At 70.2% G+C, this 17,075-nt stretch carries 14 protein-coding genes; 3 read left to right on the top strand and 11 right to left on the bottom strand.

The window, feature by feature from the left end:
- Positions 1-15 precede the first annotated feature (15 nt).
- From NOD94_RS26940 to NOD94_RS26955, 4 genes are all read right to left on the bottom strand, one after another.
- Positions 16-588, bottom strand: a complete 573-nt coding sequence (locus tag NOD94_RS26940; RefSeq protein ID WP_281208701.1) for a hypothetical protein — start codon at positions 586-588, stop codon at positions 16-18.
- Positions 585-2,369 (bottom strand): nickel-dependent hydrogenase large subunit, encoded by a 1,785-nt coding sequence (locus NOD94_RS26945; protein ID WP_281208702.1) that lies wholly within the window; start codon positions 2,367-2,369, stop codon positions 585-587. The genes NOD94_RS26940 and NOD94_RS26945 overlap by 4 nt, the downstream gene beginning before the upstream one ends.
- Before the next feature lie 63 nt (positions 2,370-2,432).
- Positions 2,433-3,488, bottom strand: coding sequence for a hydrogenase expression protein HypE (locus NOD94_RS26950; RefSeq protein WP_281208703.1), 1,056 nt, complete (start codon positions 3,486-3,488; stop codon positions 2,433-2,435).
- A gap of 85 nt (positions 3,489-3,573) precedes the next feature.
- Positions 3,574-5,430 carry a hydrogenase maturation protein gene (locus tag NOD94_RS26955; RefSeq protein ID WP_281208704.1) on the bottom strand — a complete coding sequence of 619 codons (1,857 nt, stop codon included), beginning with the start codon at positions 5,428-5,430 and terminating at the stop codon, positions 3,574-3,576.
- Positions 5,431-5,696: 266 nt separating this feature from the next.
- Here NOD94_RS26955 and NOD94_RS26960 point away from each other — a divergent pair, with 266 nt between their 5' ends.
- Both NOD94_RS26960 and NOD94_RS26965 read left to right on the top strand, forming a co-directional pair.
- Positions 5,697-6,206 carry a hypothetical protein gene (locus tag NOD94_RS26960; protein WP_281208705.1) on the top strand — a complete coding sequence of 170 codons (510 nt, stop codon included), beginning with the start codon at positions 5,697-5,699 and terminating at the stop codon, positions 6,204-6,206.
- Between the two features lie 160 nt (positions 6,207-6,366).
- Positions 6,367-8,034: an oleate hydratase gene (locus tag NOD94_RS26965; RefSeq protein WP_281208706.1), complete on the top strand. Its 1,668-nt coding sequence runs from the start codon at positions 6,367-6,369 to the stop codon at positions 8,032-8,034.
- A 1,030-nt stretch (positions 8,035-9,064) separates the two neighbouring features.
- On the opposite strand, the gene NOD94_RS26970 is transcribed toward NOD94_RS26965, so the two are convergent.
- Positions 9,065-9,580, bottom strand: coding sequence for a hypothetical protein (locus NOD94_RS26970; RefSeq protein WP_281208707.1), 516 nt, complete (start codon positions 9,578-9,580; stop codon positions 9,065-9,067).
- A gap of 124 nt (positions 9,581-9,704) precedes the next feature.
- On the opposite strand from NOD94_RS26970, the gene NOD94_RS26975 reads away from it, so the two are divergent.
- Entirely contained in the window at positions 9,705-9,890 is a 186-nt protein-coding gene (locus NOD94_RS26975; protein WP_281208708.1) for a hypothetical protein, read from the top strand.
- A gap of 198 nt (positions 9,891-10,088) precedes the next feature.
- Here the strand turns inward: NOD94_RS26975 and NOD94_RS26980 are convergent, their stop codons facing one another.
- The 6 genes from NOD94_RS26980 to NOD94_RS27005 are packed head-to-tail and all read right to left on the bottom strand — an operon-like array spanning position 10,089 to position 17,068.
- Positions 10,089-10,520, bottom strand: coding sequence for a hypothetical protein (locus NOD94_RS26980; RefSeq protein WP_281208709.1), 432 nt, complete (start codon positions 10,518-10,520; stop codon positions 10,089-10,091).
- Entirely contained in the window at positions 10,517-11,227 is a 711-nt protein-coding gene (locus tag NOD94_RS26985) for a vWA domain-containing protein (protein ID WP_281208710.1), read from the bottom strand. The genes NOD94_RS26980 and NOD94_RS26985 overlap by 4 nt, the downstream gene beginning before the upstream one ends.
- Positions 11,228-11,258: 31 nt before the next feature.
- Complete coding sequence (locus NOD94_RS26990; RefSeq protein ID WP_281208711.1) at positions 11,259-12,428, bottom strand: protein kinase; 1,170 nt, start codon at positions 12,426-12,428, stop codon at positions 11,259-11,261.
- The gene (locus NOD94_RS26995; RefSeq protein WP_281208712.1) at positions 12,425-13,636 is read right to left on the bottom strand and encodes a serine/threonine protein phosphatase; all 1,212 of its coding nucleotides are present in this window, start codon (positions 13,634-13,636) and stop codon (positions 12,425-12,427) included. Before NOD94_RS26995 ends, NOD94_RS26990 begins: the two co-directional genes overlap by 4 nt.
- Entirely contained in the window at positions 13,633-14,919 is a 1,287-nt protein-coding gene (locus tag NOD94_RS27000; RefSeq protein ID WP_281208713.1) for a hypothetical protein, read from the bottom strand. The genes NOD94_RS26995 and NOD94_RS27000 overlap by 4 nt, the downstream gene beginning before the upstream one ends.
- Positions 14,920-14,929: 10 nt before the next feature.
- The gene (locus NOD94_RS27005) at positions 14,930-17,068 is read right to left on the bottom strand and encodes a hypothetical protein (RefSeq protein ID WP_281208714.1); all 2,139 of its coding nucleotides are present in this window, start codon (positions 17,066-17,068) and stop codon (positions 14,930-14,932) included.
- Between the last annotated feature and the right edge of the window lie 7 nt (positions 17,069-17,075).

Consider the following 17,075-nt stretch of genomic DNA (forward strand, 5'->3'; position numbering starts at 1 on the left):
CCGCGGCGGGCCCGCTCACGGGACCCGCGCCGGGGCCGGCGGGCGGGCGGAGATCTGGAGCAGGGCCGGCTGCGGCGCGGCGGCCGCCTCGAGCTCCACCCGGGTCACCTCGGGAGCGAAGGCGGCGAGGGTGTCCTCGACCGTCCGCGGCGCACCGGAACCGGCCGCGGAGCCGGCCCCGGAGGAGCAGCCGCAGCCGGAACCCGCCGCCGCGGGCCGCAGCCGCAGCACCCCGGTGCTCTCGTCGAAGCCGAGCAGCTCCACCGGGTCGCCCGCGTGGTCCAGAGCCCGCGCGATGCGGGTGTGCACGTCCTCCGGGTGCAGGTCGTGCAGGGTCAGCAGGCTCGCCACGAGCTCGTCGTCGAGCAGTTCCGCCGGCAGCCCGCCCGCCGGACCGCCCGGCACGACGCCGCCCGTGGCGCCGAGCCGTTCCACGATCCGGGCGAGCCCGGCACCGTAGAAGTCCATGAGGACGCGCACCAGTTCCTCGGCCGCCGCGCACGCCTCCCGGTCACCGGACCCGGCGATCCGGTCGAGCACCTCGTCCACCCGCTGTCCCGCCTGCCGGGCGTCGGTCGGGGCGCTCATCCGCCCAGTCCGCTCAGGCCGGTGGGGACGTGCATCGTCTTCACGGTCTTGCCGCCGCCGACGTACATGTGGACGCCGCACGGCAGACAGGGGTCGAAGCTGCGCACGGCCCGCATGATGTCGATGCCCTTGAAGTTCTCCGGGGTGTTCTCCTCGAAGATCGGGGTGTTCTGCACCGCGTCCTCGTACGGCCCCGGTGTGCCGAAGGTGTCGCGGGTGCTCGCGTTCCACGGGGTCGGCGGGTAGGGGTGGTAGTTGGCGATCTTGCCGTCGCGGATCACCATGTGGTGCGAGAGGACCCCGCGCACGGCCTCGGTGAAGCCGACGCCCAGACCCTCGTCCGGCACCTCGAACTTCTCCCAGGTCTGGGTGCGCCCGGCGCGGACCTCGGCCAGGCCCTTCTCGGCGCAGTGCAGCGCGATGGCGGCGGCGTACGCCTGGAAGTACGTGCGGGCGCGGTTGCGTTCCAGCGCGTTGCTCCACTTCGGGATCTTCCACTCGAAGCGGGTCTCGGGCTTGGTCATCGTCCGGGGCAGGGTGATGACGACGCTGTGCCCGGTGGCCTGGACGTAGTCGGTGTGGACCAGGCCGGACAGGGCCGTCGACCACAGGCGGGCGAGGGGGCCGCCCCCGGTGTCCAGGGCGAGGTGGTCCTTGCCGTCGAACCAGCGGGGCGACATCACCCAGCTGTACTTGTCGTCGAAGTTCCGCTTCTGCGGGGCCGGGATGGTGTGCTGGTTCCACGGGTGACGCGGGTCGACCGGGTTGCCGAGCGGGTCGTGCGTGACGAACTGCTCCCGGCCCTCCCAGTCGTCGTAGTACGAGCTGCCCAGCAGGATGCGGATGCCGAGGTTGATCTCGGTGAGGTCGTTGGTGACCAACTTGCCGTCCACCACCACGCCCGGGGTGACGAACATCTTGCGTCCCCAGTCGGTCATGTTGGCGTACGTGAAGTCGCAGTGCTCGGGGTCGTTGAGCGCACCCCAACAACCCAGCAGCACCCGGCGCCGGCCGACTTCCTCGTAGCCCGGCAGGGCCTCGTAGAAGAAGTCGAACAGGTCGTCGTGCAGGGGCACCACGCGCTTCATGAACTCGCAGTACCGCATGAGGCGGCTCATGTAGTCCGTGAACAGTTGGACCGAGGCGATCGTGCCGACGCCGCCCGGGTAGAGCGTGGAGGGGTGCACGTGACGGCCCTCCATCAGGCAGAACATCTCCCGCGTGTAGCGGCTGACCTGCAGCGCCTCGCGGTAGAACTCGCCCTCGATGGGGTTGAGCGAGCGCATGATGTCGGCGATGGTCTTGAAGCCGTGTTCCCCGGCGTGCGGAGCGGGCGTGCGCTCGGCCAGCTCCAGGACGCCGGGGTTGGTCTCACGGACCATCTTCTCGCAGTAGTCGACCCCGACCAGGTTCTCCTGGAAGATGTTGTGGTCGAACATGTACTCCGCGGACTCGCCCAGGTTGATGATCCACTCGGCGAGGTGGGGCGGCTTCACCCCGTAGGCCATGTTCTGCGCGTACACGGAGCACGTCGCGTGGTTGTCACCGCAGATCCCGCAGATGCGGCTGGTGATGAAGTGCGCGTCCCGGGGGTCCTTGCCGCGCATGAAGACGCTGTACCCGCGGAAGACCGAGGAGGTGCTGTAGCACTCCGCGACCCGCTTCTGCTTGAAGTCGATCTTCGTGTGGATGCCGAGACTGCCCACGATCCGGGTGATCGGATCCCAGGCCATCTCCACCAGACCGCTGCCGTCCGCGGCCGCCTTCGTCTTCGGTGCCATCGTCTCTGCCGTGACCCTTCTTCGGTGCCGAGTTCCTGAACGGGATGGGGACGTGCCGGGCCGTCACCAGGGCGGGCGGTAGCCCGTGGTCAGCTTTCCGCCGGTGTGCCGCCACTTCGGTTCCTGGTCCACGGTGTGCAACGTGATCGCCCGCAGCCTGCGGACGACCGCCCCGTACGCGCCGCTGGCCTTGCTGGAGACCTTCGCGCCGGGAGGCTCGTCCATGAACGGCATGAACTTGTCGGGGAAGCCGGGCATCGTGCACGCGATGCAGATGCCGCCGACGTTCGGACAGCCGCCGATCCCGTTCATCCAGCCGCGCTTGGGCACGTTGCACTTGACGACCGGGCCCCAACAGCCGAGCTTCACCAGGCACTTGGGGGAGTCGTAGGTGTGCGCGAACTGGCCCTGCTCGTAGTACCCGGCCCGGTCGCAACCCTCGTGGACGGTCGCCCCGAACAACCAGGTGGGACGCAGCTTGTCGTCCAACGGGATCATCGGGGCGGAGCCGGCCGCCTGGTACAGCAGGTAGGTCAGCGTCTCCGAGAAGTTGTCCGGCTGGATCGGGCAACCCGGTACGCACACGATCGGGATCCCGGCCTTCGACTTCCAGTCCCACCCCAGGTAGTCGGGCACGCCCATGGCGCCGGTGGGGTTGCCCTCCATCGCGTGGATGCCGCCGTACGTGGCGCAGGTGCCGATCGCGACGACCGCGAGGGCCTTGGGCGCCAGCCGGTCGATCCACTCGCTGGTGGTGATGGGCTGGCCGGTCTCCGGGTCGTCACCGAAACCGCACCAGTACCCCTCGGGCTTGATGCTCTCGTTCGGGATCGAACCCTCGACGACGAGCACGAACGGGTCGATCTCGCCCCGCTCGCCCTTGAAGAACCACTCGATGAACGTGTCGGCGCCGCCGACGGGACCGCACTCGAAGTCGATCAGGGGCCAGTGCACGGCGATCTTGGGCAGACCCGGCAGCACCCCCATCACGATCTCCTCGATGCTCGGCTGCATCGCGGCCGTCAGCGACACGGAGTCGCCGTCACAGCTCAGCCCCGCGTTGATCCAGAGGATGTGGATCGGGGGGTCCTCAACCGGGTCCTGCGTTGCTGCATCCACGGGGATGCCTCCTTGGGGCTCCTTGGGGAGAAGATCGGGGAGGGGGAGCGGAGGGTGCCGGTCTCCGCGGATCCCACCTTTCTTGCTAACAGCCCGCCGGCCGGGGTGCTCCGTCATGTGCGGCCAGTCCAGTGACGCCGGCCGTACCGGAGCCCCGCGGGACACCGCTGACGCCCGCGTTGCCCCCGTTGCCCCCGTTGCCCGCGTTGCCCGCGTCGGCGCCCGGCCGCGCGGGAGGCGCCGTCGCCTGCCGGCCCGGCACGGCGCGCGCGAGGTGTTCCGGCGTGGCCGTGGGCGTCTCCTTGCGCACGAAGGCCCGCCGCAGCGCGTGGTACGGAGCCGCGGGGTCGAAGAAGGTCCGGCGCATCGCCGCCAGCTCCGCCTCCCGGTACGCGGCCAGCGGCCGGGCCGCCTCGTCCCGCTCGCGCCGCTCCTTCTTCGCCGCGATCCTGGACTGGGTGGCGGGCAGCGCCGCGAGCTGCGCCGCCAGCCGGGCCGTCGCGACCGCGAACGCCGCCGGCGAGCAGGGGAGCGTACGGTCGACCAGCCCGAGCCCGACGGCGGCGTCCGCGCTCAGCGGGAGCGCCTCCGAGGTGAGCCGCTCCGCGACACCCGCCCCCACGCGGCGCGGGAGGGTGTACGTCCAGTACTCCGAACCGTGCAGGCCCATCAGGCGGTAGTGCGGGTTCAGCACGACCCCCGAACGGCACCACACCTCGTCGGCGGCGAGCGCCAGGAACGCCCCTCCGGCGGCCGCGTTGCCGCCGAGCGCGGCGACGACCAGCCGGTCGGTGGTGGTCAGGACGGCCTCCACCAGGTCGTCCATGGCGTTGATGTTGGCCCAGGACTCCTCGGCCGGGTCCTGCGCCGCCTCGATCACGCCCAGATGGATGCCGTTCGAGAAGAAGTCCCGCCCGCCGCCCAGGACCAGCACCGAAGTGGGACGGGTACAGGCCGTCCGGTACGCCTCCAGCAGCCGCCGGCACCGGTCCGTGCTCATGGCCCCGCCGGGGAACGCGAAGGACAGGAAGCCCGTCTGCCCTTCCTCCCGGTAACCGATGTCGGACCACGTGCGCCGGCCCGGGTTGGTGTGCAGCGGCGCCGGGCGTTCCCGTAGCGCGGGCAACCGGTCGGCGAGCGCGACGTCGGCGGGCAGCTTGAGGGGAACCGGGCCGCCCGGGGTGCGGCGGGCCCGCAGCTCCGGGATCCACACCGCGCCGTCGGTCGTGGCCCGGCACACCGCCCCCGCCCGGGTCGCGAGCAACTCCCCGGGCCGGCCGCGCAGGCGGTCCTCCGGGTGGCCGCCGTGCAGGTACCACTCGCCGCCGAGGAGCTCGTCCCGTACGCCCGGCTGGGAGTCGGCGGCCCGCAGCACGCGCAGGACCCGCTCGGTGGAGTCCACCTCCCAGTCGATGCGGCGGCACTCCTGGCGCAGGTGGGGACGGGTCCGGGCGGTCGCCGGGTCCTGCGGCCGCGGGGTGTGCGTACCGGAGGCGAAGCGGTCGACGGCGAGCAGGACGGCCTCCAGGGCGGCGTCGGCGATCTCGCCCCGGTACAGGTCGCTCTTGCCGACCGGGGGCACGGCGCACTCCACGGAGGCCCACACGTCACCGGCGTCCATCTCCGCACCCGCCTGCAGGACGGTGACGCCCCAGCGGGCCACCCGCTCCTGTACGGCCCGGTCGAGGGACGACGGACCCCGGTCACCGACCGGCCCCGGATGCACGACCAGGCAGGTGTGCGACGCCCACACCTCCTCGGGGATCGCCGTCCTGAGCATCGGCGCGATCACGAGGTCGGGGGCGTGGCGGCGGACGGCGTCCGTCAGGGAGACGTGGGGCAGGGCCAGTTCGACCGCCACCCGGTGACCGTGGTCCCGCAGCTCGGCGTGGACCCGCTGCGTGAGACTGTTGAACGCACTCGCGACGAGCAGGACGTACACGTGAACTCCCAGCGGCGGCCCGACGCCGGAACGGCATCGCGCCCGGCCTGATTCGCGGTTCGTGACCGGAACATGACCGGCCGCCTGAGATGGTCGGGTACGGTCACGGCGCGGCGCCCGCAGCCGTGCGGGGCTGTCACTCGAAAGCGCGCCCCCAAGGGGCCGCTCGGCCGCAACCCGCGGCAGGGCCCGATCGCCCGCCCCCGGCGCGGAGCCGGGCTGTGTTGCTCCCGTGCTCCGCCACGAGCGCGCCGTACGGTGTGGCCGTGGCGGAACGTACGGCAGACGAGGTGGACCCGCAGACGGCCGCGGCCCACCTCAAGGAACGGCTCTACGCGACGATCACCATGATCTCCGTCGTCATCGGGCTCGCGGCGAGCGACCACGTGGACGCCCTCGGCGCCGCCCTGACGGTGGTCACGGCCTCGGCCGGCCTCTGGCTGGCCGCCCTCGTGGCCGACCAGCAGGCCCACCGGGTGACGCACGGCGCCCTCGCCCGGGGACGCGAGCTGCGCACCATGCTCTTCGTGAGCAGCCCGCTGCTGTTGTCCGCGGTCGGCCCGCTGATCCTGATCGGCCTCGCCGCCCTCGGCGTGATGTACGTCGAGACGGCCCTCCTGACGGCGGCCGGGGTCAACGTCGCCACCCTGTTCGCGTGGGGCTGCTACGGAGGCATCCGCATGGGCGGCGGCACCGCCTTCGCCCTCCTGGCCGGCGGTATCGACGCGGCGATCGGCACGGCGGTCGCGGCGGTCAAGGTCGCGGCCGGCCACTGACCGGCCGACCGGCCCCCGGTGATCGGCTGCGGTGATCGGCCCCGGTGATCGACCCCGGTCGGTCGGTGCTCCGGGCTCGACGGGCGGGCCGCCGGGCACGCCCCTATCGTGCACAGGGAGCGGCGGCGAACGGCCGGTGTCCGGTGGAGGGAGTTCCGGCATGGCGAAGGCGTACCTGGTGGGCAGCGGGATCGCGGCCCTGTCGGCCGCGGCGTTCCTGATCCGGGACGGCGGGTTCGCGGGGTCCGACATCGTGCTCCTGGAGGAGCAGGACCGCGAGGGCGGCAGTCTGGACGCGGCCGGCTCGCCCGCGACGGGCTACACCATGCGCGGCGGACGCATGTTCGAACTGCACTTCGAGTGCACCTACGACCTGCTCCGCTCCATCCCCTCCCTGGACGACCCGTCCAAGTCCGTGACGGCGGACACCTTCGCCTTCCACGAGGACTTCGCGTGGGACGACCACGCCCGGCTGGTCGACGCCGACGGCAGGATCGTCGACGCGCACGGCATGGGCTTCTCCGAGCGGGACCGGCTGGAGCTGATCAAGTGCGCGGCGACGCCGGAACGCCAGTTGGACGGCAAGCGGATCACCGACTGCTTCAACGAGGGCTTCTTCCGCACGAACTTCTGGTGGATGTGGTGCACCACCTTCGCGTTCGAACCCTGGCACAGCGCCGTCGAGTTCCACCGCTACCTGAATCGGTTCGTCCACCTCTTCAAGACGTTCGACACCATGTCGGGGATCTACCGGACCCGCTTCAACCAGTTCGACTCGATCGTGCGGCCCCTACTGAAGTGGCTCACCGACCAGGGCGTCACCGTACGCCTCGGCACCCGGGTCACGGACCTGACGCTCGCCGGGCAAGGGGAAGGGCAAGGGGAAGGGAGCGGCCGCGGCGACGCGCTCACCGTCACCGCCCTCGCCGTCACCCGCGCGGGACGCGACGAGGAGATCGCGGTCGGTCCCGACGACCTGGTCATGGTCACCAACGGCTCGATGACAGCCGGCTCCGCCCTGGGCGCGACCGACACCCCGGCCGTCCTCGACGCGTCCGACCCGGGCGGCTCCTGGACCTTGTGGGAGACCCTCGCCGCGAAACGGCCCGGCCTGGGCAACCCCGCGGTCTTCAACTCCTCGCCCGCTGACTCCTGCTGGGGCTCATTCACCGTCACCACGCAGGACCCCACCTTCTTCAAGCTGATGGAGGACTTCAGCGGCAGCGAGGCCGGCAAGGGCGGCCTGATCACCTTCAAGGACTCCGCCTGGCTGCTGACCATCGTCCTCAACCACCAGCCCCACTTCCGCGACCAACCCGACGACACCTTCGTGTGGTGGGGATACGGGCTCTTCCCCGACCGGGAGGGCGACTTCGTCAGGAAGCCGATGCGGGACTGCACCGGCAGGGAGATCCTCGACGAGGTCCTGCACCACCTGCGCTTCGAACAGGCCCCCCGGATCCTCGACACCTCGATCGTCATCCCCGCCCTGATGCCGTACATCACCAGCCAGTTCCTGGTCCGCGGCCAAGGGGACCGGCCGCAGGTCGTGCCGGAGAAGTCGACGAACCTCGCCTTCATCGGCCAGTACGCGGAAGTGCCCGACGACGTCGTCTTCACCGTCGAGTACTCCGTGCGCACCGCCTGGACCGCGGTGGCGGGCCTGCTCCACCTCGACACCGGACCGCCGCCCGTCTTCGCGGGCCGCCGCGACCCCCGGGTCCTGGTGGAGGCCCTCGAAACGCTCCACCGACGCGGGCGCCGACCCGGAGCATCCGGAACCGGCCCGGAACGACCGAAGCCGGCCCCGAACACCCGGGGGAGCTGACCGGGCGGGCGACTCGTTGTAGGCTGCGGAGACCGCCCTTGACCTGCGGAAAGCGGGCAGGGAGCAGACAATCCGGGAGTTTCCGCATGCTTCGTACCATGTTCAAGTCCAACACCTAGTATCTGGGTGTTTCCGCAGGTCAGCGCCGTGCTGTTGGGGCCCACGTCAGCAAGTGGTCAGCATCGGTCCCGATCATGTCCCGCCGTTGCTGACCCTCGGAGACGGCAGTGGGGAAGTCGGCGGCCTCCCACCCTGCACAGGAGACTCGGAGCTTGGGCTGCCGGTCACAGCAGGTTCTTGGGCTGCTGGAGGTACAGGGCCTGCACCAGCCGCACCGCCGATCACGGTGAAGACCGGGACCATGATTCCCAGTAGGCCGGTGAAAGCCTTGCTCTTGGCGAGCGTCACCAGCGTAAATCCCGCATTGTCCGCTACCACCACCGCGTACGTACAGCCGCAGCCCGCACACCCCCGCGCCGACCACCGAAAGCCTTCTCTCCTCGGGCCAGTAGACGTCCCGCAGGTGCAGGATCAGCGCGAACGCGTCCAGGACCAGCGCCGTGTCGATCCCGAAGAGCGCGGCCTCGATGAGCTGCCCACGGACGCGTACCGCCGATCGGGGAGGCCGGCCCCAGCGCGGCGATGATCGTGAAGACCACGCCGAAGACCACATGGCGGATGTGCAGCCCGTCGGGAGTGACCTTCTTCGGCCACCAGAAGACCTCCGCACGGATCAACCAGACGCAGAGGCGGATGAAGAGGAACGACCCGAGGAAGCCCAGCAACAGGAAGAACAGGGGCTGCTTGCCCGGATCCAGGTCTCGCGCCGGCGCCAGTCGGCCATTGGTCAGGCCGCCCGCCTGGCCGGGAGGCCGCGCCGCTTCCGGGCGCAGACCAGGAGCCCGGCGAAGGCCACCACTGAGGCGAGATGGCACCCGCTAGGGAGGCGCTGCGGAACCGTGGCGCCTTCCGGCGCCGGACCACGGGAGACCCGACCGGGACTGGGCATACGAGGTGCACCGGCGACCCCTCAGGACGGAGACGGTTCCGGGATGAGTGTTTCCCGGCCGATCCGGTTGCCGTCTCGGTAGACCGTCACGGTGTCCGCGTCGATGCGGTAGCTGTACGGGTCGTTGCGCGCCTCGAAGCCGCTCGTTGTCTCCTCGGCAGGCATGGCGATTCCCGGCTCGCGCTGGTTGCTGAACTCCCCGTAGTAGTAGAGGCCTCCGCCACTCGTCCGACAGAGCGTGATCTGTTTGTTCTCCGTTCGAAACGCCTTGACCAACTCCGCCCCGTCTCCGGCAGGGATGGCCTCGGCGATCCGGCCGGGGCAGGAGGCGGCCGTGGGCTTCGGGCTGCCGGAGCCCGAGCGGGAGCCGTCACTCTCCGACGTCAGGAGATCCTGGACGCCTCTGGACAGCATCGGCAGCAGGAACATCACGACGAACAATCCGAGACACCCCAGGGCGCAGCCCTTGCCCTTACCGGACCGCTTCGGCGGCCCGTAGGAAGGAGGGCGGTACGGAGCGGTGTAAGGAGGAGGCATGTACGGAGGGGTGTACGGCGGGGCCGGGACGGGCGGTGGAGGGGCCGGGGCGGTGGACGGGGGTGCGTACCCGCCGGCGGCCGAGGGGTAGAACACCTCCGCCGGCTCGCGGCGGGGCGGCACGGTGGGGCTCGAAGTCGTCTTCCGGGTGGTCGTCTTCCTGGGGGCTGCCGCCTTCTTCGCGGTGGTGGGCTTGGGCGCGGCCGCCCTCTTCGCGGCGGGCTTGCGCGGTGACGGCTCCTTTGGGGCAGCCTTCTTCGTCGCCGCTTTCCAGCCGGTCGCGCAACCTATGCAGCTCAGATCGGCCTGACCGTTGTTCGTACCGCACTGGGCGCAGTTCCAGTTGCTCGACGGCTCGGCAAGGGACCGTTTCCGTGCAGGCGGTCTACTTCGGTCCGTATCGCATGCCTTACACGCTTTCGCGGCAGGCGCGTTGTAGACGTCGCATGCCGTGCAGCGCCAGTTGGCCCCGGCCACCGTCGCTTCCCCTCCTATTGTCGCGAGCTGGTCAGGGTGCCGGCTCCGTCGTGATCCGGTCGAAGATCTCCGCGTACAGTTCCTCGGAGTCCGCGTTCGTGGACCCTGTGATCCAGTTCGGGTCGTCTCGAGGAATGCGGCTCACGGCGTCCTCCTGGTCTCCGTCGTCCGGCGGACCGAGGATGCCGTACCTGGCACGAACCTCCGTCATGAACCGTACGGCTGAAGCCGCGTACTGGGTGGGAACGTCGACCCGTACCATGAGCATCCCGCTCGCCCCCTCGCTCGTCCCCTCCGGCCGGAACCAGAAGATCAGCTGGACTTCGCCCGGCTGTCCATGAGCCCTGCTGTGCAGCGAGGTGCAGCGTGTCACCGAGAGGTCCAGCACGCCGAAGCGGTGCCAGTTGAAGATGAAGGTACCGTCGGCCAGCTTCACCGACGCGCCCGGGAGGTCGAGGTTCACAGGCTGTTCGCGATGGTCTCGATGATCTCGTCCATCTCGAATTCCTCCAGTCCTGCGCCGGCCTTTGACTCGAAATGCAGAGTCAGGTCCCATTCCTCGGCGATCGGGTCCTGCCACGGCGCTCCGTCCGGAGCGAACAGCACCAGACGTTTCGCGGACTGCTCCATCACCGCCGTCTGGCTGCGGGCATAGCCCCACTGCTCGAAGAGCTCGTCCATGGTGCGCGGGATGCCGGCCGGATAGGTCTGAGTCGAGGTCCCGACCGTCCCGAGAGGGTGGGCGGGGGCGTCCGTGAACAGCACGATGACGTGCCGCCTACGGTCGAGCCCCTTCTCCCAGGGCGAGTTGATCGCGAGAGCGAGCGCTTCGAGACCTGACTCCGGAATGTCGCCTCCGCCCCCGGCGTCGATGCCCCGTACGAATGCCTCGAAGTCCTTCGACTGGTCGGGCAGCACCAGGAAGCCCGTCTGCTCGATGGCATCGTCGGCGTTGTCACCGAAATCGCGGAACGCAATGACCTTCAGCCGCAGTTGGCTGATGGCCTTGCCCTTTTTGGCCATCACCTCATTGAGCCGGTCGTGGAACTGGAGCGCGCTGGTCTTCACCGTGTCTAGGACCGGGAACATGCTGCCGGTCGCGTCGATGCACAACACGATGTCGACCGCATACTGCAGATTGCCCTGGTACTGGTCGATGTTGCCGTTCATCGGGTTTGTCTCCTCGAGGATCTCGGATGGCTTACGAGGTGTGCCGGCGGTCGCCGAGGTTGATGCGGACCCGCGATGTCCGCCCGGCGGCCGGCGCTGCCCCTTCCTCCTTCGCCGCCCTGGGGGGCGGGGAAGGAGGTGTGGACGACGGCGGGGACGTGGGTGCGGGTACCGTGCCGCGGCCGAGGTTGGTTCTGATCCGGCTGGTCCGCGTGATGGTGTCGTCGGCCGCCCCGGGCTTCGGGCCCGCCGGGCCCGGCGCCTCGGGTTCCGTCCTCGCCGGCTTGGCCGTACCCGGGCGCCGGTGTACGAGGGCGCACACCTGCGGGTCCGTGAGCGCCTTGAGATACGTGGCGATCCGCGGACGGTTCCTCGGCACTGGAGCGGTCATCGCCCGGATGAGCCCCTGCACGGAATCCGAGAGCCGCGGGTCCAGGTTCAATACCTCACCCGCGTTGACCGCGTCGGCCGGGGAACCGTACCGCGTGCTGTGTCCCGGAAGCGCGCCGGTCAGGTAGTAGTGCGTCATCAGGCCCAGCGCGAAGACGTCCACCGCCGTTGTCAGATGCTCCGGCTGGACGGTCTCGTCCTCCTGGACGTACCGGCGCCACTCTGGTGCCCCGTACAAGGAGTCCCCGGCGACCTCCTGGCGGCCCGGGGGACTGCCCGACACGTACGAGTCGTCGAAGTCGATCAGCTTCGCCGAGTAGAACACGACCCTGTCGCGCTTCTGGATCAGGACATTCAGCGGCTTGAGGTCACCATGCACCACGTCGATGTCGTGGAGCAGCTGGAGGCTCAGCGCCAGCGTCTTCAGCAGCACCGCCTTCTGCCGGGGTTCCAGTGCCTGGGGCTTCTCCAGGCTGGAGGTGTCGATCCGCTCGGTGACCTTGTAGTACGTGCTGCCCTCGTGGAAGAAGTCTGTGGCCAGCACCAGATTGCCGCCGCCGACAGCGTCCGGGCGCAGCCGCTTCATGATGCCGCGGTGCCGGTCCTCGAACTCCTGGCACACTTGGAGGCGGATCCGCTGGCTGACGGCACTCGCGGTGGACCCCTCGCGCGGACGTTTGGGTTCGAGGAAGCGCTTCAGGAAGTACTGATGGCCGTCTTTCTCGGCGAACGCCCACATGCATTTTCCGCCGTTGGCGTTGGTCGGCTCGCTGACCACGAGGTATCCCGCGATCTCATCGCCCTGCTTCATGCCTGCTCCTCCTGCGGTGCCGGCAGGTATGCCTCGTAGCCGGTGCGGTAGCCGTGCCAGGTGTCGTCCTGCCAGGCCCGTACAGCAGATGCCGGATCGGTGTGCGTGGGCCGGTTCTTCCGGCAGAACCCGGCAATGAACTGCTGGCGCGCGGCGAATGCGTCCCGTAGACACGCGAAGTCCTTGTAGCCGAGCGCGATGAGGCCGAGCGAGGCGTCATCGGCGGTGTAGACCTGCACGCTCCGGCGGATCAGGTCGGCCCACTCCGTCTCACAGTTCGCGTGCCGCAGGGTGGACAGCAGGGTGTTCTCGAAGTCCGCCGGGGTGTGGACGTACCCGTAGAACCCGTCCGTGGCCGTCAGTAGGACACAGGGCAGCGGGAACTTGAACGAGTGCTCCTGGACGTAGAAGTCGCGGTCCGCGCTAACCGTGTTGGTCATCGGCGGGTCCGAACGCAGCAGTTCCAGCGCGTCGCTCACCTCGGTGTGGTCCCGAGTCAGTACCTGGAGCCCGGCCTCCGGGTCCAGCAGATAGGCGCGGGAGTCCCCGGCCCACAGAGCCAGGCCTTCCAATTGGCCTTCTGGCGGCAGGCTGAATTCGATGGCGGCCAGGGTGGTCGGCAGTTGGCGCCGCATCCTGCCGACGATCTTGCTGCGTCGCTTCGGGGCCCGCTCGTGGAAGAAGTCCAAGTATCCCTTGAGGTTTTCGGCATCGGCGGCTTCCCTTGCGGTGGTCACCTCCTGGAACCAGCAGTCCATGGCGAGCCGGGCGACGCGTGCCCCTACCCACGCGCCCGTCCGCTGCTCACCGTCCTGGGCCTGCCAGGCGGGCGAGGAACCGGAGCCGCCCGAACCGTCGAAGACGCCGATCAGGCCCCGATGTGTCGTCAGGTGGTAGGCGAGTAGCGGCTCGGCGTCCTCGCCGCGCCCCGGCACGCGTTCTGTCCATACGCCGATGGTGTGGAGCCCGGGAGTGCCGTGGCCCCAGATCATCCGGGGGGCGGGCTGGGGTCCCGGTGCGTCGGAACCGGTCGGCTGTGGTGATGACGAACCGGTGGCCGGTGCGCCGGAAGGCGGCAGGTGGGCCGAGCCGCTTTCGTGCAACGTCGGCCGCTCCTCCGCGCGGGACGGTGAGGAGGGCAGGGCGACCGGACCGCGGCCGATGATGCGGGACCCGTCGTCCTCGGCATCCTGGTGCGGTGGAGTCATGCTCGCTCGCCGCCGTCCGCGCCGCGCTGCCGCTTCGCCGTGCCCCGTACCCGGCTCACCCGCCTGGGCTGCTCGGACGCCGGGGTGGCGGCGTCGTAGGGGCGTTCCGATCCGGAGTGGCGCGCGGGGCCGGGCAGTCGTGAGGGCTTGGCCATGCCGACCGTACCGGAGGCCGGCCGGTCACCGGGGGCCCGTCCCCCTCCGCCTGCTTCCGGCCGACCCGGCGGTGTCGTGGGCGGTACCGGTTCGTCTTCCGGCGGAACCGTCGACCCCGGTGTCACCACCTCGCCCCGCAAGGGCGTCCTCCCCGATGTCCAGGGCTTCGCGGCAGGCGACGTACGTCCGCTAGGGCCGGGATCCGGCGAGGGACGGCCCGCGTCCCCCGTTGGCCCGGGGGCCGAGAGCAGAGGGTCGCGTCCGGAGGAGAGAGCGCCTCGCAGGCGTCCTCGCCGCGGTCCGCCGAATGGCTCGTCCTCGCCTCCGAGAATTCCGTCGATCACGGCTCGCTCGAGCTCCGCCTGCTCGAACGGCTCACGGTCGGCGTCTCCCCGTTCCAGCACCATGCGCAGGGTCTGGAGACGTGCCTCCCGCTGCTCGGCCTGGCCTTTCTCGACCCAGGCGAGTGCGGCGCGCGGGCCCTCCCTCTCCATGATCTCGGCGATGATGCCTTCCACGCCCTCGTCCCGCATCAGCTCCAGATGGCGCCGGCGCCGCATTCCGTCGAGCCTGGTCTCCCGTACGACATCGCGGAATTCCCGTCCGCTGGTGGCGATCTCGTCCTCGTCGATGAGCAGTTCCACATGAAGGCCGCGCAACAGTACGGCCGAATCACCCGTGAAGCCGCTGACCGAGGCGTTCAACGCCCGCTCCGCCTGGTGGAATTCAGCGACGTCGTACTCCCGCGCCACCGCCCGGAGCATCGTGCGCAGGTGCCCGTACAGGGCTCCGCTCATGTCCCGGATGCCGCGCCGGACGACCTCGGCCGGATTGGCGACCCGGCAGACGAGATCGACCCTGCTGCGGAACGAGAAGGTGGCGTCCCTGCTGAGTAGCGGAATGTCCAGGATCAGCCGGTGCTCAGCGAGATCGACGGTGTACACGCTCTGGTACGAACCGAACCGGGCCGCCGGAATCTCTTCGCCCGGCAGGATCGTCAGAGCGGCCCCGCTGTCGGGCACCAGGACGAGCGCCCGCCCCGGGGCCGGGGGCCGCAGCGGGTTGATGAGCCGCCAGCGCGGCACGGGCTGGAGGTCCAGCACAGGGTCGTAGGTCAGTTCCGTCACCGTTCTCCTCTCACAGCTCAAGAGCGCGCGCCAGGTCCTCGGCACGCGCGGAGGGGTGTTCCCTGTCGCCGGCCCACTTCGTCAGCCACCAGTGCAAGCGCTCCCGGTGCTTGCCCGGGAGACGTGCGATGTCGAGCACCAGGGTGCGCAGGGGTGCCGGACCTCCCGGGCACGAGTCGGCGTAGGTGTCGATCCATCCGCGCAGGGCCGCGAACGCCGGCTCCTGCACGGGCTTGCGGGCCAGTGCACGTCCCCAGAGCTCAGCCAGTGCCCGGCGGTGGTGGGGCAGCACGCTCAGGAGCAGCGGCACGCCGTCGACGGCTCCCTCCGGTCCCGCTGCGCCAGGTACGGCCGAGGTGTACGGCGTCGAAGCGGCGAAGACGAACGCCGAGAGCGTCTTGAGGACCATCGGCGACTGGTCCTGCGGCTGAGACCAGTGCAGGTATGCGGTCAGTACCTCCTGTGTGCGCCCCTGGTGAAGCAGGTTTACCCCGCCCCAGGCGACCGGGGTCAATGTGCCCCAGTCGTCCCCCCGGTCCAGCGCACTGCGCAGCACGCCCAAGGCTCGATCCGGGGCGTTGCGGCCGAAGAGCCCGCCGACCGCGGTGGCCGCGGTGCCTGCCAGCCGCCGCTCGTACGCCGAGTGGCCGCCGCCCGCCCACTGGTGCAGCAGCTCCCAGACCGGATCGGCTGTGGCGGGAGTCGATCCGGCCACGCCGATGGCCGTTGCCGCAGCCTGCCGCACAGGCCACGAAGTGCTTCCGGCCCAGGACTTCACGAAGCGGTGCACCGCGTAGTGGTAGTCGGACCGGGCCAGCACCCCGCTCGCGACGGCTGCCTGGGCCCTGACCTCCAGATCGGAGTGGCCGAGCAGTCGCCGCAACCACTGGAGCACCGCTTCCCGGCGCCCGTCCAGCGTGGTCCACGCGTAGGTGAGTACCACGTGGCGCACCAACGCACTGCGAAAACGCACCCGGGGAGACCCGGGCAGTTCCCCCGGTCCGGGGAAGACCAGCTCGATCCAGGGCTGGTCCTGCTCCAGGCGGTCCCGGAAACGCACATCCGGCGGCGTCGGCTCCTCGGGCGACAGGGCTTGGCGAAGGCGGAGCGCGGCATCGGCGACGGTGAGGTAACTGCTGCCCTCCAGCACGGCGACCGCGAGTGCGAAGGCGATGGCCTCCGGCTCGTGATGGGTGCGGAACCACGTGTAGACCTGATCGCTGGGGTCACGTAACGCGGTGACGGCCGCTGCCAGGTCGCCGCCGGCTGTGACCACCGAAGCGAGCCGCACCGCATGGGAGGCCAGCGGCTGTTCCCTCAGAGCGGTCAAGGCGCCCGAGGCGTCCAGCAACGCCATCAGCTCGCCCCGGCGCTCGGGATCAGCGCCGTGCCCGAGTATCCGGCGCTCCAGCACGGCGAGTGGATCCACCGGACTCAGCCCGTGCCACGCGAGGTCGTCACCGCCGGGACCGGATACCGCCGCTTCGACCTCAGGGCCGCCGATGAGCACGAGATGGGCCCCGGCAGCCCGGAGCTTCGATGCCGCACCCGCGAGTCCGCGTGCCGAAAGCCCGTCGGGACAGCCGTCCAGCACGGCGATGCAGGCGCTCCGCTCTGCCGGGGGCTCCCACGCGGGGGAGACGATGGACACGGCGTCGAGAAGACGGTGACAGCCCCCGTCCGAGGAACTGTTCAGCACGAGCGCCTCGGCAAGCAGATTGACGGCCGCGGCCGTTCGCCCGCTACCGGGCGAGCCGGTCAGCACCAGCAGATGCCGCTTGCACAACGCGTCCAGTGCTTCGTCGTAACGCTCCGGCTGTACATAGAGATCCGTGTACTCGGTGATCTCATCCTCAGCCAGGGGCACCGTACCTGTGGATCCGCGTGGGGCCGCCGGGCCACGACCGGCGCCGAGGTTGAATCCGCCGCCGAAGCTCACCGTGTCGTTGAAGAGCGCCAGTGTGCCGATCCTGGTCCCGGACGCGTCCGCGTTCAGCCGCTCGGCGATGCGGTCCGCGATGGCCCCGGCGCGCAGTGCCTCGGCCCTTTCGGCTTCGCTCTCCCCGCCACCCGCGGCCAGCGAGCGCAACGCGTCCGACTCACTGACCGGGCCGTCCTCGTCCGTCGTGCTGTCGGTTGCGGGTGACATGGGCGTC

The organism is Streptomyces sp. Isolate_45 (genome assembly GCF_024721315.2).
Taxonomy (GTDB): Bacteria; Actinomycetota; Actinomycetes; order Streptomycetales; family Streptomycetaceae; genus Streptomyces.